Here is a 22,615-nt window from a genome sequence, read left to right on the forward strand (position 1 = left end):
ATGGATCGGTTCCGTCAGGCGAAGCATTGATGCGCAGCAACATGGAAAGCTTGCCCGACAATCCCCCGGCACGGCAACCAAACAAAAGCAGAACTATCTTCTAAACGTTGAACCGGGGCCTTTGATCGGGGTCCGGATTGCGCAAACTGCGCTGCGAGAGAGGGAGTGTGGATGCGCAGCAAACTGTTCGTCCCGGGCGTACGTCCGGACCTGTTCGCCAAGGCTTATGCCGGTGCGGCCGATGCGGTGTCGTTCGATCTCGAGGACGCCGTCGCCGAATCGCGCAAGTCCGAGGCGCGGGCGGCCGTCGCCGGCTTCCTGGCCGCGCACCCCTCGGCGGCGGTCGGCAAGCTGTCGATCGTGCGCACCAATGCCTCCGATTCCGTGCATTTCCAGGCCGATCTCGACGCGATCGTGCCGGCCGCGCCGGATCTGCTGAACGTCCCCAAGATCGAATCCGCCGAGCATGTCCATGCGGTGGTCTCGATGCTTGAGCGCTTGGAGCGGTCGCTTGGCCTGTCCCCCGGGGCGCGACTGCTGCTCAACATCGAGACCCCGCGTGGGCTGCGTCATGCCGCCGACATCGCGACTGCGCATCCGCGCGTGGCCGGCCTGCAGCTGGGCCTGGGCGACCTGTTCGAGCCCCACGGCATCGATCGCGGCGAACCCGAGCACCTGCGCGCGGTGATGTTCCCGCTGGCGATGGCCGCGGCCGAGGCGGGCGTGTTCGTTTGCGACGGCGCCTATGCCAACCTCGACGACGATGCCGGCTTCGAGCGCGAGGCGCGGATGGCGCAGCGCCTGGGCTTCATCGGCAAGAGCTGCATCCACCCGCGCCAGATCGCATTGGCGCACGCGGTGTTCTCGATCGACCCGCAGGCGCTGGCGCTGGCGCGCGAGATCGTGGCGGCGGCCGGACAGGCGGCACAGGAATCGCGCGCGGTGTTCGTCATCGCAGGGCGCATGATCGACGCCCCGTACCTGCGCCGCGCCCAGCGGCTGGTCGAATTCGCCGACCGACGCGATCCGTCGCCCGCCGACCCGGCGGCGTGACCATGCGCGCGGTCGTCTCCCTGTCCCGCATCGAAGACCGGTGCCGGGCCACACGCTTGAAGGTGTCCGGTCTCGGGCATCGCAGATGAAGGTAACGGCATGAGTCTGACGGTCAGTGTTTCGCGGCGCGGCAACCCTCGCGGCATCGGCATGCGTGCGTTGTCCGCGTTGGGGTCCCTGCTGCTGGCGCTGTGCGCGGTCGGCACGGCGCAGGCCGAGAGCCTGACCTCGGTCGACAGCCGCAGCGTGCCGGCCTTGCCCGCGGGCGCCAGCGCGCAGTCGCTGATGGTGGTCGCCGACCGCCCGCTGGCGATCGGCCGCGATGCCGCCGGCGAACGCGCCTGGGCGCTCGATGCCGCCGGCACGGCGTGGCAACCGCTGACGATCCCCGGCATCGCCGGCGCGCGCGTGCTCGACAAGGCCAGCCTGGGCACGCAGGCATGGCTGCTGCTGGATGCCGGCGGCGGAGCCGATGCCGCTGACGCCGCAAGCCCGGCCGACACGCAGGGCAGTACCCAAGTGAACATCCAGGGCCAGCCGGCCACCTTGCGGGTCGCCAGCCTGTCCTGGCAGGGTCAGACGCTGCAGACCCGCGACCTGCCGGCGCCGCCGCTGGTGCTGTCGTCGCCGCGACTGGCGGCGCTGGGCGACACCGTCTACATCGCCGGCCTGTCGGCCGACGGTCGCGCGCAGTTGCTGGGCCTGTCGCTGACCGCGCCGCAGGCGGCATGGCGCGAGTATCCGGGCTGGCCCGGCGATGCCGCGCCGTTGTCGCTGGTGTCGCAGAAGTTCGCCCTGTACGTCGCCACCGCCGATGGCCGCCTGCGCCAGTGGAGCGCGGCCGATGGCTGGAGCGAACGCGGCGCCGTTCCCGGCAGCATCATTCCCGGTTCGGCCTCGTCGATCGGCCAGGCGCACGTGCTGTACGCGCTGCACCCGGACGCCGGCAGCGCCGCCTCGCAGCTGCGCCTGTTCCACACCATTACCGGCTCCTGGGCCGACCTGCCGGTGACCTTGCCGGCAGGCGTCGCGCTGGCCACCGGCTGGCGCAACGGTTCGCTGTGGCAGGGCGCCGACGGCAGCCTGCGCTTCGACGAGATCAAGACCGGCAAGCACCTGCTGACCTGGCTCGACTGGGCGGTGATCATCGTCTACCTGGTCGCCATGCTGGGCATCGGCGGCTACTTCTACCTGAAGGACCAGACTGCGTCGGAGTCCGACTTCTTCATGGGCGGGCGCAGCATCCCGTTCTGGGCCGCCGGCATCAGCCTGTATGCCACCAACACCAGCTCGATCAGCTTCATCGCGATCCCGGCCAAGGCCTACGAGACCAACTGGCAATACCTGACCAACAACCTGATCGCGGTCATGGGCCTGATGTTCGTCGCGGTATGGATCGTGCCGCTGCTGCGCCGGCTCGACCTGATGTCGGTGTTTTCGTACCTCGAGACCCGCTTCCATCCGGCCATCCGCATGCTCGCCAGCGCGCTGGCGATCCTGATGCAGATCGGCAGCCGGCTCAGCGTGATCCTCTTCCTGCCGGCGCTGGCGATCGCGACGATCACCGGCATCGACGTGGTCTGGAGCATCATGATCATGGGCGTGTTCACGATCATCTATACCGCGATGGGCGGCATGCGCGCGGTGGTCTGGACGGACTTCGTGCAGGTGTTCGTCAAGATGGGCGGCGCGATCTTCGCGATCATCTTCATCTTCTATTCGCTGGGCAGCGACTTCGACAGCGTCCGCGAAGCGATGGTGCTGGAAGACAAGACCAAGCTGCTGGATTTCAGCTTCGACCTGACCAAGGCCACCGTCTGGGGCTTCATCTTCCTGGTCGTGTTCGACGTCGTGCTGACCTTCCCCAAGGACCAGGTGCTGATGCAGCGCACGCTGGCGACCAGCTCCGACAAGGAGGCCGGACGCTCGATCTGGGTGTTCGCGGCGATCATGATCCCGGGCGGCTTCGTGTTCTACAGCATCGGCACCGCGCTGTGGATGTACTACCGGCAGAACCCCGAACGGCTGGATCCGCTGCTTCCGATCGACGCCACGTTCCCGCTGTTCATCGCCGCCGAGCTGCCTGCGGGCGTGACCGGCCTGATCATCGCCGGCATCTTCGCCGCGGCGATGTCGACGCTGTCGAGCATCATCAACAGCGTCGCGACCCTGCTGTCGGTCGACTTCTACGGCCGCCTGGCGCGCAACCCGACCGAGAAGGGCAGCGTGCGCTTCGCCGAGTGGATGACCCTGGTCGTCGGCCTGATCGGCATGGGCCTGGCCCTGGTGCTGTCGCGCTACGACATCCACTCGCTGTTCGACGTCTCGATCGAACTGGCCGGCCTGCTCGGCGGCGGCTTCGCCGGCGCCTACACGCTGGGCATGTTCACCAGGCGCGCCAACTCGGCCGGCGTCGCCATCGGCATCGGCGGCAGCATCGCGCTGACCCTGCTGGCCTGGTCGTTCAACCTCGTGCATCCCTACTTCTACCTGGGCATCTCGATCATGTTGTGCATCGTCATCGGCTACATCGCCAGCCTGTTCTTCCCGGCCACGGAGCGCTCGCTGGAAGGCCTGACCATCCACACCAAGAAAGCTGCAGCCTGAACAAAACGGAGTAACAAAACGGAGTCAGAGTGATTTTTCGCATCGAGAAGCTCCGATGACGATCCGGCATCAGGGCGAAAAATCACTCTGACCCCATTTCGCCCCCATTTCGCCCTCGCGTCGGGCCAGCCATTGCGGCAAGCTGCGGTTTCGCCGGAGGACGATTTCTTGGATACCCAATTCCTGTACACCTTCGTCAACGTCGTCGACCGCGGGTCGATGGCGGCGGCCGCGCGCTTCCTCAACATCACGCCGGCCGCGGTGGCGCAGCAGATCCGCACGCTCGAGCGCGAACTCGGGGTGCCGCTGATCGCGCGTGCCGGACGCACCGTCAACGTCACCGAGGAGGGCGCGCGCATCCTGCAGCGTGCGCGCGACCTGCTGCGCGACGTCGCCGACCTGCGCAGCGTCGCCAACGACCGCGCGATCTCCGGCGAGCTCCGCCTCGGTGCCTGCCCGACCGCGCTGGCCGGGTTGCTGCCCGACGTGCTGGCGCGGATGGTCAAGAAGCTCCCGCAGATCAACGTCTTCATCAAGCCCGGCTACTCGGCCGAACTCTATGGCGACGTCGAGCAGGGCGAACTCGATGCCGCGCTGGTGCTGCAGGCGCCGTTCGCGCTGCCCAAGACCTGCAACTGGGAAGTGCTGCGCGAGGAGCCGCTGGTGGTGCTGGCGCCGGAGCACATGGCCCATCGCGATCCGCACGAGCTGCTGCGCAGCGAACCGCTGATCCGCTACGACCGCCACCAGTGGGGCGGGCGCCAGGCCGACGAATACCTGCGCCGCGCCGGCATCGTCCCGCGCGAGCGCTTCGAGCTCAACGCGCTGAACGCGATCGCGGTGATGGTCGACCGCGGCCTGGGGGTGTCGGTGGTGCCCGACTGGGCGCAGCCCTGGCCGGCCGGCGTGCGCGTCGTGCGCCTGCCGTTGCCGGACGCCTCGGAACCGCGCCGCATGGGCGTGGTCTGGTCCAACGCCACGGTGCGCACGCGCCTGGTGGCGGCATTGCGCGAGGAGTGCCGCTTCGTCGCCAAGGTGCAGGCCGACAGCCTGCGTGCAGGGGATTGATCAGGACGGCGCGATCAGGCCCGGATGAACGCAATGTTGCGATGCAGCATATATTTTGTCGTGTCGTAAGCAACAAAAAGTAGGGTTTGAACGTATGCGCAGCCGGTTCCATCGACCCGGCCAGCCCCCTAGCCTTGCGCGCAATGTCGCAGGACATGATCGCCGCCGGTGATCGCGCCACGACACAGCCCGGATGCTGTCTCCATCGGACAGGCCGGTCCGCAATCCAAGACACGCCAAGGACTCGACCAGCGGGAGACCCGTCGGCCGCGTTCTGGCCATGAGAGCACACATGATCAAGCCACTATCCGCAGCCATCTGCGTCGCGCTGCTTGCCGGCGGTTACGCCCCTTATGCCGCCGCCCAACAGTCCAACAATGCAGACCCCGACCAGCAGGCGTCGGCTGCGGTCAACCTGGACAACGTCATCGTCACCGGCACCCGTGCGCCGAAGGCGATCGACCGCATCCCCGGCGCTGTCAGCATCATCAGCACCCAGGAAATCCAGTCTTCGCTCAACTTGACCGAGGACGCCACGGCGGTGCTGTCGAAGATGATCCCGGGCTACTCGGAGTCGACGCAGGCGCTGACCAATTCGGGTGAGACGCTGCGTGGGCGCATCGCGCTGCGCCTGTTCGACGGCATTCCGCAGACCTCGCCGCTGCGCGAGACCAATCGTGCAGGCAGCTTCACCGATCTGGGCATCGTCGGCCGCATCGAGGTCGTCAATGGACCGTCCGCCGCCGAAGGCGTGGGCGCGGCAGGCGGCATCATCAACTACATCTCGAAGGTGCCTGAAGAAGGTACGTCGACCACGGTCACGACCCGTTACTCGACCCAGGGCCGCAGCGACAGCGATGGCTGGAAGCTCGGCCTGACCTTCGGCCACAAGGAAGATGCCTACGACCTGCTGCTGGCGACCTCGTTCGTCGACCGTGGCATGGCCTACGACGCCAACGGCCGCAAGATCGGCATGCGCGGTTCGGGCACGATCAACGATTCCGAATCCAAGAATCTGTTCCTGAAGTTCGGTATGAACTTCGGCGAGGGCGACATGCAGCGCCTGCAGGCGAGCATCAGCCGCTTCAATCTGACCGGCAAGGGCAACTACACCGGCGTGGATGGCGACCGCCGGATCAACCAGACCTCGACCTCGGTGCGTGGCACGCCACTGGGCGCCAAGACCGAGTTCAACGACTTCAACCAGATGACGCTGTCGTACAGCCATGCCGACCTGTTCGGGGGCACCTTCCTGGCCGACGTCTATCGTGCTGACCAGGCGATGCGCTATCCGGCCGAAGACGGTGCCGACCGCCAGGATCCACTGCTGGCCCCACTGGGCACGTTGATCGACCAGTCCGAAGTGAACTCCGAGAAGCGTGGTTTCCGGACGTCGTGGACGCGACCGGAACTGTTCAACGTGGAAGGCCTGGAATTGCGCGTGGGCGTGGATTTCGTGCGCGACAAGACCGATCAGCGCCTGGCCCTGACCCAGCGCGTGTGGGTGCCACCGATGGAATACGAAAGCACCGCGCCCTACGCGCAGCTGTCGTACGACATCGGACCAGTGACCCTGAGCGGCGGCTTCCGCAAGGAAGATGGCGAGCTCAGCGTGCAGGACTACACCACCACGTACTACAACAACCGCGTCTTCGTGCAGGGTGGCAAGCTGGATTATTCGGCCAGCCTGCCCAGCTTCGGTGCCGTGTACCGGTTTACCGACGCGCTGTCGGCGTACGCGTCGTACTCGGAAGGCTTCAGCCTGCCCAACGTCGGCATTCCGTTGCGCAACATCCGCGTGCCCAACCAGTCCGTCGACGGCATCCTCGATCTGCAGGCGATCATCGTCGAGAACAAGGAAGTGGGCGTGAACTGGCGTGGCTCGCGCTTCAGCGCCGGCGCGTCCGTGTATCGCAGCTATTCCGACTTCGGCGTCTCCCTGAGCACCGATCCGGTGACCGGCGATTTCGTGATGAACCGGGGCCCGGTGGAAGTCCGTGGACTCGAACTGACCGGTACTTACACCGTCAACAACGATCTGCGCTTGAACGCACTGTACTCGCGCATCCTTGGCAATACGTGGTGGAGCAAGGACGGTCCGCTGGACAAGCAGATGGGCGCCAACGACATCAGCCCGGACAAGATCGGCTTCAACGTGTTCTGGACCTTCCTGCCGAAGGCCGACCTGGTCCTGGGCACGTCGACGCTGCTGTCGCGCACGCTCAATACCGGTGAGCACACCTCCGGACGCACCCTGCTGGACCTGAGCGTGAACTACGACACCGGTCGCTTCGGACGCCTGACCCTGGGCGTCGAGAACCTGCTCGACAAGCAGTACATCCTGACCACCTCCGAGGCCAGCACGAGCTACGAGGACTGGATGGCAGGCCGTGGCCGTGTGTTCTCGCTGACGCACCAGATCAAGTTCTGATTCCAGACGCATCGGCACACCGGGCCCGGCTGATGCCGGGCCCGGGATGGCCTGCAACGGCTCGCCCGGCTTCCCCCAACCCGCCGTGTCGGCGCCGGGCGGGTGTCCCCCGGCTGCCGACGACCGGCTCGGCGTTCGCACGGCGGCAATGTTGCGAAGCAGCAAGTATTTGTGCCGTCGTAAGCAATAAAAACTAACGTTTGAACATAGGTGCAGCCGATTCCACCGGCGGAAGGCGGCCCATAGGCTTGCGCGCAATGTCGAAGGGCGCGATTCCGTTTCGGAACGGGGCGTAGGCGGCAGGCAGACGTCGGTCACGGCCAGAGGCGACCGCCGCGGATTTTCGAATCTTCCGAACCATCCATCCGGGAGGGCCCGTGGTGCTGGTTCCATCCAAGAGACCACACATGATCAAGCCACTTTCCGCAGCCATCGGCTTTGCACTGTTCGCCAGTCTGTTCCCCGTGCACGCGCTCGCCCAGGTCGCCACCGCGACCCCCGACGCCGCGACGGACGCCGAGGTCAAGCGCTTGGACAAGGTCATCGTGACCGGCACGCGGGCGCCCAAGGCCATCGACAAGATTCCCGGCGCGATCTCGATCGTGTCGACGGAAGAGATCAAGCACACCCTGCTGCTGACCGAGGATGCCACCGCTGTGCTGGCGCGCACCGTGCCGGGCTACTCGGAAGCGTCCCAGGCAATGAGCAACACCGGCGAGAACCTGCGCGGCCGCGTCGCGCTGCGCTTGTTCGATGGCGTCCCGCAGGGATCGCCATTGCGTGAAGGCACCCGCAATGCGACCTTCACCGACATGGGCATCGTCGAACGCATCGAGGTGATCAACGGCCCCTCGGCCTCCGAGGGCGTCGGCGCTGCCGGCGGCATCATCAACTACATCTCCACCGTGCCGCGGGAAGAGGGCACCAAGTTCCGCCTGCTGTCGCGCTATTCGACCCAGTTCAAGGACGATAGCGCGGGCTGGAAAGTCGGCGTGAACATGACCCACAAGCAGGACAACTTCGATGCCGTGGTCGGCGTGTCGCGCATCGAACGGGGAATGGGCTACGACGGCGACGGCGTGCGCCTGGGCATGAACACCAGCGGTTCGGTCAACGACTCGGTGACCAACAACCTGTTCCTGAAGGCCGGCATCAACTTCGGCGAGAATGGCGACAAGCGGTTGCAGGCCAGCTACAGCGATTTCAAGATCGAAGGCAACGGCAACTACATCCAGATCGATGGATGCCGTTACGAGCCGGGCTGGTGCGAGAATCCGCGCCCGAACACCTCTGAGCGCGGCCACCTGTTCGGCACCAAGGCCGAGTTCAACGACTTCCGGCAGCTCAACCTGCTCTACAGCGACAGCAACTTCTTCGACGGAACGCTGGTGCTCAATGCCTACTGGGCCGACCAGGCGATGCGCTACCCGCCCGAGAACGGCGGCGACCGCCAGGATCCGGACATCCCGCCCAATGGGCCGGACGGGCTGATCTGGGATCAGTCCGAGATCAACTCGGACAAGCGCGGTATGCGGGCGTCCTGGACGCGCCCGGACCTGTTCAACATCGACGGCCTGGAGCTGCACACCGGCCTGGACTGGGTGCGCGACACCGCCGACCAGCGGCTGGCCCTGACCAACCGCCTGTGGGTACCACCGATGGAATACACCAGCGTCGCGCCGTATGCGCAGCTGGACTACGAGATCGGCCCGGTCACCATCAGCGGCGGTCTGCGTCGCGAAGATGGCGAGCTGCGCGTGGATTCGTATACCACCACGGCTTACCGCAATCGCGTTTTCGTCCAGGGCGGCACGCTGTCGTACACCGATACGTTGAAGAACCTCGGCGCAGTCTGGCAGATCAGTGACGAATGGTCGGCATTCGTCGCCTTCGGCGAAGGATTCGGCCTGCCCAACGTCGGCATTCCGCTGCGCAACATCAACTATCCTGGCCAGACCGTGGCCGGCATCATCGACCTCCAGGCGATCGTGGTGAAGAACAAGGAGGTCGGCTTCAACTGGCGCGGCGCGAATGCATCCTTCGGTGCGTCGTACTACGACTCCAAGGCCGACTTCGGTACGTCGTTGGCGATCGATCCGGCGACCAACGATTTCGTGCTCAACCGTGCGCCGACACGCATCAAGGGGTTCGAGGCGACGGCGGACTGGAACATCACGCCGGACTGGAAGGTGACCGGCCTGTACTCGCGCATCCGCGGCAAGACGGCATTCTGGAATTCCGACACCGAGGGTCGATATGCGGAAGGCGGGCTGAACAAGCCGATGGGTGCGCTTGACATCAATCCCGACAAGATCGTGCTGTCGGCGCGCTGGAAATTCTCGCCGCAGGGAGACGTGACCCTGGGATCGACCACCCTGCTGTCGCGGGAACTGTATGGCGAAGACGTGCGTGCGTTCGACGACCGTGAGTTCTCCTACCGTGAGAAGACCTCGGGCTACACTCTGTTCGACCTGGGCATGAACTATCGCGTGGAAAAAGTGGGTCGTTTCTCGCTGGGCATCGAAAACCTGCTCGACAAGCAGTACATCCTGACCTGGTCGCAGGTGCCCGGCTTCCGCAACTACTGGGCCGGCCGTGGTCGCATGTATTCGGTGACCTACGAGTACACGTTCTGAGCATGGCCAGGGGCGCTTGCAAACGAGCGCGCGCCGGCGTGCCGTCCTTTCGGGGGCGGCACGCATGGACCACAGGTTTGGTGTTACTTTGCGTGACCGCGACGGCGGCGGCCAGCGATCGCTGGCAGCGGTTGGATGCGTTCCTGTCCGATGCGACCGGCGCTGCCGGATATCCCGGCGCCGTCGCGCTGGTCGAAGTGGATGGGCAGCCCGTGTTCCACGGGGCCTGGGGCCGCCGTGATGCCGTCGGCCATCAACCGATGGCCGAGGATGCGATTTTCCGCATCTATTCAATGACCAAGCCCGTCACCTCGGTCGCGGTGCTGATGTTGCTTGAGCAGGGCCTGCTGACACTGGACGATCCGGTGTCCAGGCACCTGCCCGAGTTCGCCGACATCCGCATGGTGGCAGGAGGCAGCAGCGAGCGCCCCGAGTTGCAGCCGTTGCCGCGACCGCTGACGATCCGCCATCTGCTCAGTCACACCAGTGGCCTGGCCGCCGATACGTCCGCCCATCCCGTTGCCGCTGCCTTGCTGCGCGAGGCCGGCATTGATGGCGCGGCAGACCTGACCGAGGTCGCCCGTCGCTTGGCGCGGGTTCCGCTGGCCGAAGCGCCGGGCACGCATTTCCATTACGAAGGCAGCAATACCGAGCTCCTGGCGCGGATCGTCGAAGTTGTCAGCGGACAACCGTTCGGCCAGTGGCTGCAGGCGCATGTGTTCGTACCGCTGGATATGCGCGATACCGGCTTTGAAGTGCCGACGAATGCGCGCAACCGGGTAGTCGACCTCGTGCAGTCCACCGACGATGGCGGGTTGCGCATCGCCGACACTGCAAGTGCGCGCACGCCAGGCATTCGCCTGAAGGCCTACGACAATGCCGCAGGTGGTCTCTATTCGACGGCGCGCGATTACATGCGCTTCGCGCGGATGCTGGTCAACAATGGTGAGGTCGACGGTGTCCGGCTACTGTCGCGCAAGTCCATCGACCTGATGATGAGCGATCAGCTCGCGCGTTTCGATCCCGCCATCAGGGGCGAAACACGTGGTGAAGGTTTTGGTCTTGGTGGATACGTCGTCACCGATCCAGCCATGCGTGGGCGTTTGGGCAGCGAGGGCCAGTTCGGCTGGTCAGGCGCGGCATCGACGTACTTCACCGTGGACCGCCGTGAGCGGATGGTGGCGATCCTGCTGTTGCAGTACTTGCCTGGACATGGGCGCCAGGATCTGCCGAAGCTGTCGGCTCCCTTCTACAACCTTGTCTATCAGGCGTTGCCATGAGTTCTTCTGTGTTGGTCGCAGGCTCGGCCAATCTCGATTTCGTCGTCCGCGCCTCGCATATCCCGGCGCCGGGCGAGACCGTGCTCGGCCGGGAGTTCACCACCTTCCCGGGCGGCAAGGGCGCCAACCAGGCCGTCGCCGCCGCGCGCGCAGGCGGCGCCGCGACACGGATGCTGCTGGCGCTCGGCGACGATGCCTATGCCGTGCCGCTGGAAGCCTCGCTGCATGCGGCCGGCGTCACGCTGCACGTGCAGCGGCAGGCGACCCTGCCGACCGGCGTCGCCTTCATCTGCCTGTCCGATGGTGCCGAGAACGCGATCACCGTCGCGCCCGGCGCCAACAACGCGCTGGCGCCCGAACATCTGCCCGACCTGTCGACGGTCAGCCACCTGCTGCTGCAACTGGAAACCCCGCTCGACAGCGTGATCGCCTATGCCGAGCGCGCGCATGCGGCCGGCGTGCGCGTGGTGCTCAATGCCGCGCCTGCGCGTGAACTGCCGCAGCGGCTGCTGGCCGCGGTGGACGTGCTGGTGGTCAACGAAGGCGAGCTGGCGATGCTGGCCGGCGATGTCGCCGACCTGGGCGCCGCGCTGCGTCGGCTGGCGGTGCCCTGCATCGTGGTCACGCTCGGTGAGGCCGGCTGCATCGCGCGCGTTGGCGAGACGATGCACCTGCAGCCTGCGTTCCGCATCGAGGCCGTCGACACCACGGCGGCCGGCGATACCTTCTGCGGCGCACTGGTCGCGGCGCTGGCGCAGGGCGAGGCCCTGCCCGCCGCGCTTCGCATCGCCAGCGCGGCCTCGGCACTGGCGTGCACTGCGCTCGGCGCACAGTCGAGCATCCCGGCCCGCGACGCGGTGCTGTCGCTGCTCGCGCGCGTGCCGACCGATGACGTCGCCGCGCGCGCGGCGCTGGCGCAACGCTGCGGCCTGCCGGTCGACGGTGATCGTCGCTGACGCGCCTTTCCCTGGCGCATCTCCCCCTCTTCTGTTTGCCTGCTGGACCCGCACCATGACCATTCCCTACGACACCCCTGACGACGACGCGCAGCCCGACTACGGCCCGGCGCCCCTGCGGACCGAGTACAAGTTCTCGCACGTCACCACCGGCCGCTACCTGCCCACGCCGGGCAAGGCGCCGGGCTGGCCGTTCGCCGACATCGGCGCGTGGATGATCGACGCCAACGACAGCGCGCAGGACTGGCTGGCCGAGCTGCGCGACTGGCGCCGCGAGCACCTGGTGCGCATCGGCTACGACGACGTCAACTACCGCCGTCCGGAACTGCAGTGGGCGCAGCGCAACTTTGTGCACGCGCAGATGATGGTCGAGGATCGCTACTTCTTCGATGCGCAGACCGGCGAATACACCGTCGACCGTTATCTCGACGATCTGATCGCGCGCTTCGGCGGTCTGGACTCGGTGCTGATCTGGTACATCTATCCCAACATCGGCATCGACGACCGCAACCAGTTCGATCTCGCCGAGGACATGCCCGGCGGCCTCGATGGCCTGCGCCATGCGGTGCAGGCGTTCCAGAAGCGCGGCGTCAAAGTGTTCCTGCCGGCCAAACCCTGGGACCACGGCACGCGCGATCCCGGCGTCACTCATTGGGACGGCCTGGCCGAGATCGTCAAGGCGGTCGGCGCCGACGGCATCAACGGCGATACCTTCAACGGCGTGCCGCGCGCATTCTTCGATGCCTGCGACAAACTCGGGCAGCCGGTCGTCGTGCAGCCCGAGTCCACGATCAGCTCCGAAGAACAGCTGATCTGGAACGTGCAGAGCTGGGGCAAGAAGGCGCCCGACGGCCCGGTGCCGCCGGTGTCGAAGTGGAAGTGGCTCGAACCACGGCACATGGTCAACTACGAGAACCGCTGGGGCCGCGACCGCACGCACGACCTGCAGTACTGCTTCTTCAACGGCATCGGCTACAACGCCTGGGAGAACATCTGGGGCGTCTGGAACCAGTTCAACCCGCGCAACGCCGAAGCGCTGCGCCGCATCGCCACGATCTACCGGCAGTTCCCGGACCTCGTGGTCAGCATGGACTGGGCGCCGTACCAGACCAGCCTGCAGCGCAGCATCTTCATCAGCCGCTTCCCGGGCGAGGGCCGCACGCTGTGGACCCTGGTCAACCGCAACGAGTACGCGGTCGATGGCGAGCAGTTCGCGATCGCGCATGTCGAGGGCACGCGCTACTACGACGCCTGGAACGGCCAGCCGCTGCAGCCGCGCATCGTCGACGGCCAGGCCCTGATCGAACTGTCGCTGGAAGCGCGTGGCTTCGGCGCGGTGGTGGCGCTGGCCGCCTCGACCGTGCTCGACGGCTTCGATGCCTTCATGGCCACCGTCGCCGGGCAGGCACGCACGCCGATCAACGCGCACTCCGGTGCCTGGCGCGCCGCGCCGCAGACGCTGTCCGACAATCCGCCGACCGTCGTGCAGGCGCGCGCGCCCGACGGCATGGTGACGATCCCAGGCGGCGAGTTCCTGTTCAAGGTCGGCGGTATCGAGATCGAAGGCTTCACCTGGGCCGGGCTCGACGTGCAGTACCCGTGGGAGGACAGCGCGCGCCGCCATCATCGCCGTCGCATGACGCTGCCGGCCTTCCATATCGATCGCCATCCGGTGACCAACGCACAGTTCAAGCGCTTCCTCGATGCCAGCGGTTATGCGCCGCGCGATGCGCACAATTTCCTGCGCCACTGGGTCGACGGCGCGCCGCGCGCGGGCTGGGACAACAAGCCGGTGACCTGGGTGTCGCTGGAAGATGCACGCGCCTACGCGCAATGGGCCGGCAAGCGCCTGCCGCGCGAGTGGGAATGGCAGTACGCCGCGCAGGGCAACGACGAGCGCCTGTATCCCTGGGGCAACGACTGGGACGAAGGCCGCGTGCCACGCGTCAATCGCGGTCGCCGGCTGTTGCCGCCGGCCGATGTCGATGCGCATCCGCAGGGCGCGTCGCCGTTCGGCGTCGAAGACCTGGTCGGCAACGTCTGGCAATGGACCGACGAGTTCGCCGACGAGCACACGCGCGCGGCCGTCCTGCGTGGTGGCAGCAGCTACCAGCCGCAGACCTCGCACTGGTACTTCCCGCAGGCCTACCGCCTCGACCAGCACGGCAAATACCTGCTGATGGCTCCCAGCAAGGATCGCTCGGGCATGCTCGGCTTCCGCTGCGTCGTCGATGCCGAACCGGTCTCGGGCAAACATCCCGGAGCATCCGCCGATGCATGAGTCCGCACACGGCGCGGTGCGCGACGTGCAGCAGCTGGCGACGCCGACCCAGGTCAGCCTCGGTGGCGTGCTCGGCGACGCACTCGATGCCAACCGGCGCGGCCGGCTGTCGCATTTCATCACCGGTGCCGCCAGCCCGGCGATCACGATCTTCGATCCCAGCCATCGCGCGCACAACGAAGAAGGCGACTGGTACGGCGAGCATGCCGGCAAGTGGCTGTCGGCCGCCGCGAAGTCCGCCGCCCGCAGCGGCGACTGCGCGCTCGCCGGCAGCGTGCTGGCGGTCGTGGCTTACCTGTCCAGCGTGCAGGACCAGGACGGCTATCTCGGCAACTACGCGCCGCAGCGGCGCTTCATGGTGCCGCAGCCGCCCAAGCCCGAAAGCTGGAACGGCGAGCCCGCGCTGCGCACCTGGGACGTGTGGACGCACAGCTACCTGTTGATCGGCCTGCTCGAGGTGCATCGCCAGTTCCCGCAGGCTGGTGCGCTGGCGACCGCGCGCCGCATCGGCGACCTGTGCTGGCAGACGTTCTGCGTCGACGGCATCGACATCACCACCGTCGGCAATCATCACGGCATGTCGGCCACCGTGCTGCTCGATCCCATCGTCGACCTGCATGCGCTGACCGGCGACCCGCGTTACCTGCAGCTGGCCGAGCGCATCCTCGCGCAGGCCAATGCGAACCCGCGCCTGGCCTTGCTCGATCGCGCGCTGGCCGGCGCCGATCCGTCCGAGATCGCGACCGGCAAGGCGTATCAGTTGTGCTGGAACCTGGTCGGCCTGGCCAAGCTGTCGCGCGCCACCGGCGACCCGCGTCATCGCCAGGCGCTGGACGCGCAATGGCAGGCCATCCGCGACCATCACCTGAGTCTGGGCGGCGGTCCGTTCGGCGGCATCGGGCATCGATCTCGCGAGGTCTTCAATCCCGCGTCGGTGTTCGATCCCGAGGCCTACATCGAGACCTGCTCGGTGCTGGCGTGGATCCAGCTCAACCGCGAACTGCTGGCGATCACCGGCGACCCGCGCCATGCCGAGGAGATCGAGCGCACCGCCTACAACGACCTGCTCGGCGCGCAGGCGCCCAACGGCGAGGACTGGTGCTACTACTCGTACGCCAACGGTCGCCGCATCCACACCAACTACTGGCGCTGCTGCAAATCCAGCGGCGCGATGGCGATCGAGGAACTGCCGGCGGTCGCCTATGCGCGCGATGCCGAGGGCTTCGTCGTCAACCTGCTCGGCCCCGGCGAGGCGACGTTCGCACGCGACGATGCCGGCACGGTCCACATCGAGCAGTCCACGCGCTATCCGTTCGAAGGCGACATCGCCCTGCGGATCGGCGTCGACCGCAGCGCCCGTTTCTCGCTGTGCGTGCGCATCCCGGCCTGGGTGCAGGGCGCGACGCTCGCGGTCAATGGCGAGGCCTGGGGCGGCGACCTCGTCGCAGGGGCCTACGCACGCATCGAGCGCAACTGGGCGGACGGCGATACGGTGTCGCTGCAGCTGCCATTGCGGCCGCGCGTGCACCGCCGCGTCTATCGCAACATCCAGGAATCGCGCGCGCCCGACGGCTCGCCGGTCCGCCAGCAGGTCCTGCACTACGCGCATGTCGCGTTCAGTCGCGGCGCGCTGGTCTACGCCACCGGCCTGGTCGACGGCTACAAGACCGCCGAGATCGTGCGCCTGCCGGACGACGACACGCAGGTCGTGCTGGAGGAGCTGCCGGCCTCGGGCGAGGGCGACGAGGCCGCAGTCGGCCTGCGCCTGCACCTGGACGATCGCGCGCCGATCGATTTTCATCCCTACTACGCGCTCGGTGGCCGCCAGGACAGGACCTGGCGGTTGACCTGGCTTGGACTGGCCCCGTCGGAGACGGGCGCCGACATGGACGATTGCGGAAGGATCTGAGATGCGGCAGCGGTGCGAGGCGGTTCTCAAACAAGTTTCTGTGGAGGCAGAAGGTAGCGGCCCGTGCTGGGTCTGCGCGCCGGATGCGGCAAGACTGTCGGATTCTTGCGATGCGCCGGGGTGCGCCCGGAGGTCATGTTGAATCGTTCCGTCTTCGATAGCGGCCGCCGTGGCGCCGCCGGTCCCCTGAGCGGCGTGCGCGTGCTCGATCTCAGCGCCTATATCGCCGGCCCCTATGGCTGCACGCTGCTGGCCGACCAGGGCGCCGACGTGGTCAAGGTCGAGCCGCCCGATGGCGACAATCTGCGCAACTACCCGTCGACGCTGGAAGCCGAGAGCCGTGCGTTTCTCGGCGTCAACCGCAGCAAGCAGGGCGTGGTGCTCAACCTCAAGCAGGACGACGACCGCGCCGTGCTGTACCGGCTGGTGCGCGAGGCCGACGTGCTGGTGCACAACTTCCGCCCCGGCGTCGCCGAGCGGCTGGGCATCGGTTTCGACACGTTGTCGGCGATGAACCCGCGCCTGATCTACTGCGCGGTCACTGGCTACGGCGAGACCGGTCCGATGAAGGACAAGGCCGGTTACGACCAGGTGCTGCAGACCATGACCGGCATGTGCGTGATGCAGGGCAAGCGCGGCGGCACGCCGGAGATCATCTACGGATCGGTCGTCGACTATTACGCGGCGGCGTTGCTGGCGGCCGGCGTCTCGTCGGCGCTGTACGAGCGCGAGCGCAGCGGCGAGGGCCAGTACGTCGGCGTGTCCCTGCTGCGCAGTGCGTTGACGATGCAGTCGGCGCGGATGATCTGGGCCGAGGGCGAGTCGCACGACATCGGTCGCGACATGCGTTCAGGCGGCGTCACCGGCATCCATCCGACCCGCGATGGCCATCTCTACGTGTCGGCCAATACACCGCGCTTCTGGCAGGCGCTGTGCGCCAAGACCGGCCTGCCCGAGCTGGCCGCCGATCCGCGCTTCGACAGCGTGCGCAAGCGGGCCGAGCATGCCGACGAACTGCTGGGCAGGCTGCACGCCGCCTTGCAGGCGCACTCCGCGCTGGAGTGGGAACACATCTTCGGTGACGAGGTGCCGTGCGCCGCGGCGCGACCGGTCGAGGACATGTTCGAGCACCCGCAGGTGCTGGCCGAAGGCATGATTGCCGATATCGCACATCCGCGCCTGGGGAGTTATCGTGGGGTCTCGCGGCCGATCCACTTCGGTCGTACGCCCGGTCCCGAGCCCTTCGCCGCGCCGGTGCTGGGACAGCACACCGAGACGATCGCATCCGCGCTCGCAGCGGCGGCGCCGTCCGAAGACGAGTCGGCGCTGGGCTGATCGTCTACCCCTTTTGCAATGAGGTTCCGAGGTCCCCGATGTCCGAACGTTCCAAACTCGCGCAATTGCGCGACATGACCGTGGTGGTCGCCGATACCGGCGATTACGCCGCCATCGAGCGACTGAAGCCGGTCGACTGCACCACCAATCCCACGCTGGTGCGCAAGGCGCTGGACCTGCCGATCTACGCCGACCTGGTCGCGCGTGAACTGGCGGCCGTCGATCGCAGTGGCGTCGGTCGCACGTCGGGGGAGGTCGATGCACTTGCGGCGCAGGTCGTGGACCGCCTGGCCATCGGTGTCGGCGTCAAACTCGCGGGGCTGGTACCGGGGCGCGTATCGACCGAAGTCGACGCGGATCTGTCGCATGACACCGCGGCCACGATCGCCAAGGCGCACCAGTTCATCTCCATGTACGCCGACGCCGGGGTCTCAAGGGACCGCGTGCTGATCAAGATCGCGGCAACCTGGGCCGGCATCCGTGCCGCCGAGCAGCTGCAGCGCGAAGGCATCGACTGCAACCTAACGCTGATCTTCAACCGCAGCCAGGCGATCGCCTGTGCGGAGGCCGGTGCGTTCCTGATCTCGCCATTCGTCGGCCGCATCCTGGACTGGCATGTCGCACGTGGCGACGTGCCGGCCAGCATCGATGCCGATCCCGGCGTGCGTTTCGTGCGCGACGTCTATGCCGAGTTCAAGCGTCGTGGTTCGGCGACTGTGGTCATGGGCGCGTCGTTCCGCTCGACCGCGCAGATCGAGGCGTTGGCCGGTTGCGACCGCCTGACGATCTCGCCCGATCTGCTGGAAGCGCTGGACGCCGACTACGGTCCGCTGCCGCGCCTGTTGCATCCGGCGGAAGCAGATGCCGCCAACATCGCGCCCGTCGATGCGGCGCAGTTCGCTGCCGATCTCGCGGCCGATGCGATGGCCAACGAGAAACTCGAGCAGGGCATTGCCGCCTTCACCAGCGACCTGGTCGCCCTGCGCCAAACCATCGCTGCGCGCCTGCGGGCAGAGGCATGACCGCAGCGATGGCGAGACCCCGCGTGACCGCACCCCGGTCGCGGGCCCGGTTGCTCGCACTGCTACCGCTGATCATCGCGGCCGCCGCGATGGCCACGGAGCCCGTGCGGCCCCTGTCGCCGGGTGTGGAGGAAATCAGCCCGGGCAAGCTGGCGGGCTATCTCGACAACAGCGCACTGCCCGACAGCGTCCGCCTGGTAGTCCCCGCGCCTGCGCCTGGTTCCGTGGCCGACCAACTCGACGACGACGTCAGCGCAGCACGCCACCTGCGCGGTTCGTCGCGCTGGGACCAGGCCATCCGTGATGCCGATGTCGGCTTTCCCCAGGCCGCTGGACTGTTCTCCTGCGCCCTGCAGGCCAACATCACCGCCGATGCCACGCCAACGTTGTATCGGCTGTTGTGGCGTAGCCGGACCGATGCCGCAGCATCCGTCGATGCGGCCAAGGACCGTTACCAGCGGCCGCGTCCGTTCATGCGCAATGGCGATCCGACCTGTACGCCGGACAAGCAGGCGGGCCTGGCCGGCAATGGCTCCTATCCATCGGGGCATGCCGCGATCGGCTGGGCCTGGGCGTTGATCCTGACCGAACTGGCCCCCGATCGCGCCGATGCCATTCTGGCGCGCGGTCGCAGTTTCGGTGAGAGCCGATTGGTCTGCAATGTGCATTGGCATAGCGATGTACAGGCCGGGCAGTGGATGGCCGCGGCGACCGTCGCGCGATTGCATGGCGAGCCCGCGTTCCGCGCGGACCTGGATATTGCGCGCGCCGAGCTGGCGGATCTGCGTGCGTCGGCGCCTGCCGCGCCTGCGCATTGCGCCGACGAGGCCGCTGCATTGGAGCAGCCACTGCCAACGCAGCCCTGACCGCCGGGCCGCGGAGCGGTCCTCGGCGCGACAGCCGCGATCAACGATCCAATGCCGCCATCCCGACTTCCGTATAACGCGTGCCCGCCGCCGCATCCGGCGGGAACACCGCATCGATGGCTGCCAGCTCGTCCGCGCTCAGCACCACATCCAGCGCGTCCAGATTCTGCTCCAGATACGCGATCTGCTTCGTGCCCGGGATCGGAACGAGTGACAGCGTGTTGCCATCCATGGCGACAACAGGATCGGCTTCGGATAGACCGGCCCGGCCGTCCGTGGCCGGGCGTTCGCCGTCGCGGCGAGCAGTGCTCGCCGAGCGCGAGGGCTCACCCTGCGCCAGCACCCACGCCAGCGCCAGTTGCCCGGGCGCAACGCCCTTCGCCGCCGCGATCGCGCGCACCTGCTCGACCAGCGCCAGATTGCGCGCGAAGTTGTCGCCCTGGAAACGCGGACTGCTGCGACGGTAATCGTCCGCATCGAAATCCTCGACCCGCGTGATCGCACCCGTCAGGAACCCACGCCCGAGCGGCGAGTACGGCACGAAACCGATGCCGAGCTCGCGCACCGTTGCGAACACACCATTGCTTTCAGGGTCGCGCGACCACAGCGAGTACTCGCTCTGCACCGCCGTGATCGGATGCACCGCATGCGCGCGCCGAATCGTGTCGGCGGCGGCCTCGGACAAACCGAGGTGGCGCACCTTGCCTTGTTCGACCAGCCGCGCCATCGCACCGACCGTCTCCTCGATCGCCACCGCCGGATCCACCCGGTGCTGGTAGTACAGGTCGATATGGTCCACCCCCAACCGGCGCAGGCTGGCCTCGCAGGCGGCCTGCACGTATTCCGGCCGGCCATCGACGCCCCGCGCATGCGGATCGCCCGGATCGAGGCGGACGCCGAACTTGGTCGCCAGGAACACCGCATCGCGGCGCCCGGCGATCGCCTTGCCCACCAGCACCTCGTTGGTGTGCGGGCCATACATGTCGGCCGTGTCGAGCAGGCGGACACCGCGCTCCAGTGCGCGATGGATCACCGCGATCGCGGCGGCCTCGTCGCCGCGACCGCCGTAGAACGCGCTCATGCCCATGCAGCCGAGGCCGAGGGCGGAGACAGTGGGGCCGTTGCGGCCAAGGGTTCGGGTCTGCATGGGGGATCTCCTCAAAAGGTGGCCCACGATAGACACCAAAACTGTGTCGATAAACCGCCGGCCGCCACATGAACCATGAAGCCTGACTTCATGATCTCGCCGCGCGTCACCTCAGGCCCCGCGGGAATCCCCGGATGCAGTTGTCGGCGCCGGCCCACAACACCCCGGCCCGTACGCGCCGTCACCGACGTGGTCTCCGCCGTCCCCCGCATACCCCCTGTGCTTAGACGATTGCCCGATCCCCGCGTTGAAGCGGTTGCCCGGATCCAGCCCGCGATAGAAATCCATCAGCGCAGGTTCGGCGACGTAGAGATGGCCCACGTTGTGCTCCGCCGGATAGCGCGCGCCGCGTGCGTCGAGCAGCCGCCACATCGCATGCTCCACCGCCAGGCAATCCTCGCCCTTGCGCACCAGGTAATCGTTGTGGAACACATGGCACAGGAAGTGCCCGTAATAGATCCTGTGCAGCAACTGCCGCGCCAGCGCCGGCGGCAAAGACTCGAACCAGTGCTCATCGTTGCGCCGCAAGGCGATGTCGAGCGCGACGATGTCCTCGACCTCCTCCGGATGGATCGCGCGATAGCGCACCGCCGCCCCTGCGATGACGAAGCGGTGCAGGAACGCCTTGCGCGCCTCGATATCCGTGCATTCGAAAAAATCCGCACCACCGTCCGCCTTCCATGCCGACAGCAGCCGCTGCGTGTCCTCGACCGCATCGCCGGCCACGCGCAGGATCAGATGGTGTTCGTAACGATCGCGATACTGGCGCAGCCGTGCCGGCAGATGATCCGGCCACCAGCGGCCGAGCGCATGCAGCAACCGGTCCAGCGCATTGCGCGGCAGCCAAGGCTGGCGCGCGCAGAGATCGTCGCAACGGCTCTTCAACGCAAAGAAGGCGGGCAGGCGATCGGTGCCCAAGCGCTCGATCAGCACGAACTGGTCCTTGCCGTAACGATCCGCCAGGTCGAAGGCATCGCGGTGCAGGTACTCGCCGGCGATCGGCAGCGCGCTCGCCTGCGTCAACAGCAGGCGCCGCAGCGCGGTCAGCTCGGCGACATCGTTGCTACCGATGTAGAACACCCGGCTGTCCTGTTCCAGTGCGAACGTATCCAGCCGCACCGCGAACACCATCAACTTGCCGGCCGAACCCGAGGCCTCGAACAGCCGGCGCGGATCGGCGTTGTAGCGCGCCGGCGTATCGGCTTCGACATCGCGCACATGCGCCTCGTAGTCGCCATCCGAACCGGCACGCGCCGGATGCCCGATGTCGCCCGCGTCGAAGTCGCCGTCCTGCAGTCGGCGCAGGATCTCTTCGGGTTCCTCGCCCAGCGCGATGCCAAGGTGATTGACCAGCGCCAGCCGGCCCTGCGCATCGACGCGCGCGAACAAGGCCATCTGCGTATAGGCCGCGCCGCGCCGCGTCAGTGCGCCGCCGGAGTTGTTGCAGACGCCGCCGACCACTGACGCACCAAAGCACGACGAGCCGATCACCGAATGCGGCTCGCGGCCCAGCGGCTTCAAGGTCTTCTCCAACCGATGCAGGGTCGCGCCCGGCAGGCAGACCACCTGGCGACCGTCCTCGATGACGAAGAGGGCATCCAGCCGCGTCGTGCTGATGACGACGACATCGCGGTCGTAGCCCGTCGCCGCAGGCGTCGAGCCCCCGGTCAGTCCGGTGTTCGAGGCCTGCACGATCACGATGGCGTCGGCATCCACGCAGGCCTGCAGCACCTGCCACTGTTCGTACAACGTGCCCGGCCGCACAACCGCCACCGCCTCGCCACCGCCGAAACGGAAGCCGGTCGTATAGCGGCGCATCGCGCGCGCGGCCGACAGCACATGCGCCTCGCCGACGACGGTCCGCAGGCGCTCCAGCAGGCGCCCGCGCGCGCCAGCGTCGAGGGTGCCGGCGTCAAGTGTGTCGTGCGCGCTCACCACGGATGCCCCGCGCAATGGCGGCAACGCGCCGCATCGCGGTCGATGCCGGCCACGCCCAGTGAGCGTCCCATCGGCGCATGCGGGCC

14 protein-coding genes are annotated in these 22,615 nt (G+C 67.2%); 12 read left to right on the top strand and 2 right to left on the bottom strand.

Annotated features, from left to right (window positions below; genetic code table 11):
• Positions 1–171: 171 nt before the first annotated feature.
• The 12 genes from ACYX7E_RS02690 (at position 172) to ACYX7E_RS02745 (ending at position 19,444) form a co-directional block, all read left to right on the top strand.
• Positions 172–1,053, top strand: coding sequence for an HpcH/HpaI aldolase/citrate lyase family protein (locus ACYX7E_RS02690; RefSeq protein ID WP_462078989.1), 882 nt, complete (start codon positions 172–174; stop codon positions 1,051–1,053).
• Between the two features lie 99 nt (positions 1,054–1,152).
• Positions 1,153–3,660, top strand: a complete 2,508-nt coding sequence (locus tag ACYX7E_RS02695; protein ID WP_462078990.1) for a sodium:solute symporter family protein — start codon at positions 1,153–1,155, stop codon at positions 3,658–3,660.
• A gap of 168 nt (positions 3,661–3,828) precedes the next feature.
• Entirely contained in the window at positions 3,829–4,728 is a 900-nt protein-coding gene (locus ACYX7E_RS02700; protein ID WP_462078991.1) for a LysR family transcriptional regulator, read from the top strand.
• A gap of 292 nt (positions 4,729–5,020) precedes the next feature.
• Positions 5,021–7,159 carry a TonB-dependent receptor gene (locus tag ACYX7E_RS02705; protein WP_462078992.1) on the top strand — a complete coding sequence of 713 codons (2,139 nt, stop codon included), beginning with the start codon at positions 5,021–5,023 and terminating at the stop codon, positions 7,157–7,159.
• Positions 7,160–7,566: 407 nt separating this feature from the next.
• On the top strand, positions 7,567–9,795 hold the full coding sequence (locus tag ACYX7E_RS02710; RefSeq protein WP_462078993.1) for a TonB-dependent receptor: 2,229 nt from the start codon (positions 7,567–7,569) through the stop codon (positions 9,793–9,795).
• Between the two features lie 131 nt (positions 9,796–9,926).
• Positions 9,927–11,075 (top strand): serine hydrolase domain-containing protein, encoded by a 1,149-nt coding sequence (locus tag ACYX7E_RS02715; protein ID WP_462078994.1) that lies wholly within the window; start codon positions 9,927–9,929, stop codon positions 11,073–11,075.
• A complete protein-coding gene (locus tag ACYX7E_RS02720; RefSeq protein WP_462078995.1) occupies positions 11,072–12,031 on the top strand; it encodes a ribokinase in 960 nt (319 codons plus the stop codon). The genes ACYX7E_RS02715 and ACYX7E_RS02720 overlap by 4 nt, the downstream gene beginning before the upstream one ends.
• A 55-nt stretch (positions 12,032–12,086) precedes the next feature.
• Positions 12,087–14,312 (top strand): formylglycine-generating enzyme family protein, encoded by a 2,226-nt coding sequence (locus ACYX7E_RS02725; RefSeq protein ID WP_462078996.1) that lies wholly within the window; start codon positions 12,087–12,089, stop codon positions 14,310–14,312.
• Positions 14,305–16,221, top strand: a complete 1,917-nt coding sequence (locus ACYX7E_RS02730; RefSeq protein WP_462078997.1) for a glycoside hydrolase family 127 protein — start codon at positions 14,305–14,307, stop codon at positions 16,219–16,221. Before ACYX7E_RS02725 ends, ACYX7E_RS02730 begins: the two co-directional genes overlap by 8 nt.
• 138 nt (positions 16,222–16,359) lie before the next feature.
• The gene (locus tag ACYX7E_RS02735) at positions 16,360–17,556 is read left to right on the top strand and encodes a CaiB/BaiF CoA transferase family protein (protein ID WP_462078998.1); all 1,197 of its coding nucleotides are present in this window, start codon (positions 16,360–16,362) and stop codon (positions 17,554–17,556) included.
• Between the two features lie 38 nt (positions 17,557–17,594).
• On the top strand, positions 17,595–18,578 hold the full coding sequence (locus tag ACYX7E_RS02740) for a transaldolase (RefSeq protein ID WP_462078999.1): 984 nt from the start codon (positions 17,595–17,597) through the stop codon (positions 18,576–18,578).
• A gap of 8 nt (positions 18,579–18,586) precedes the next feature.
• Positions 18,587–19,444, top strand: a complete 858-nt coding sequence (locus ACYX7E_RS02745) for an acid phosphatase (protein WP_462079000.1) — start codon at positions 18,587–18,589, stop codon at positions 19,442–19,444.
• Positions 19,445–19,484: 40 nt separating this feature from the next.
• On the opposite strand, the gene ACYX7E_RS02750 is transcribed toward ACYX7E_RS02745, so the two are convergent.
• The gene (locus ACYX7E_RS02750) at positions 19,485–20,591 is read right to left on the bottom strand and encodes an aldo/keto reductase (RefSeq protein WP_462079001.1); all 1,107 of its coding nucleotides are present in this window, start codon (positions 20,589–20,591) and stop codon (positions 19,485–19,487) included.
• Positions 20,592–20,702: 111 nt separating this feature from the next.
• Positions 20,703–22,526 (bottom strand): D-lactate dehydrogenase, encoded by a 1,824-nt coding sequence (dld, locus tag ACYX7E_RS02755; protein ID WP_462079002.1) that lies wholly within the window; start codon positions 22,524–22,526, stop codon positions 20,703–20,705.
• Positions 22,527–22,615 lie beyond the last annotated feature (89 nt).

It is taken from the genome of Luteimonas sp. RIT-PG2_3 (assembly GCF_054902115.1).

What these genes read in the sequence shown, in the direction of transcription:
- ACYX7E_RS02720 (WP_462078995.1), top strand. Translation starts at nt 11,072, where the DNA reads ATGAGTTCTTCTGTGTTGGTCGCAGGCTCGGCCAATCTCGATTTCGTC.
- ACYX7E_RS02745 (WP_462079000.1), top strand. Translation starts at nt 18,587, where the DNA reads ATGGCGAGACCCCGCGTGACCGCACCCCGGTCGCGGGCCCGGTTGCTC.
- ACYX7E_RS02690 (WP_462078989.1), top strand. Translation starts at nt 172, where the DNA reads ATGCGCAGCAAACTGTTCGTCCCGGGCGTACGTCCGGACCTGTTCGCC.
- ACYX7E_RS02695 (WP_462078990.1), top strand. Translation starts at nt 1,153, where the DNA reads ATGAGTCTGACGGTCAGTGTTTCGCGGCGCGGCAACCCTCGCGGCATC.
- ACYX7E_RS02710 (WP_462078993.1), top strand. Translation starts at nt 7,567, where the DNA reads ATGATCAAGCCACTTTCCGCAGCCATCGGCTTTGCACTGTTCGCCAGT.
- ACYX7E_RS02730 (WP_462078997.1), top strand. Translation starts at nt 14,305, where the DNA reads ATGCATGAGTCCGCACACGGCGCGGTGCGCGACGTGCAGCAGCTGGCG.
- ACYX7E_RS02750 (WP_462079001.1), bottom strand. Translation starts at nt 20,591, where the DNA reads ATGCAGACCCGAACCCTTGGCCGCAACGGCCCCACTGTCTCCGCCCTC.
- ACYX7E_RS02705 (WP_462078992.1), top strand. Translation starts at nt 5,021, where the DNA reads ATGATCAAGCCACTATCCGCAGCCATCTGCGTCGCGCTGCTTGCCGGC.
- ACYX7E_RS02740 (WP_462078999.1), top strand. Translation starts at nt 17,595, where the DNA reads ATGTCCGAACGTTCCAAACTCGCGCAATTGCGCGACATGACCGTGGTG.
- ACYX7E_RS02725 (WP_462078996.1), top strand. Translation starts at nt 12,087, where the DNA reads ATGACCATTCCCTACGACACCCCTGACGACGACGCGCAGCCCGACTAC.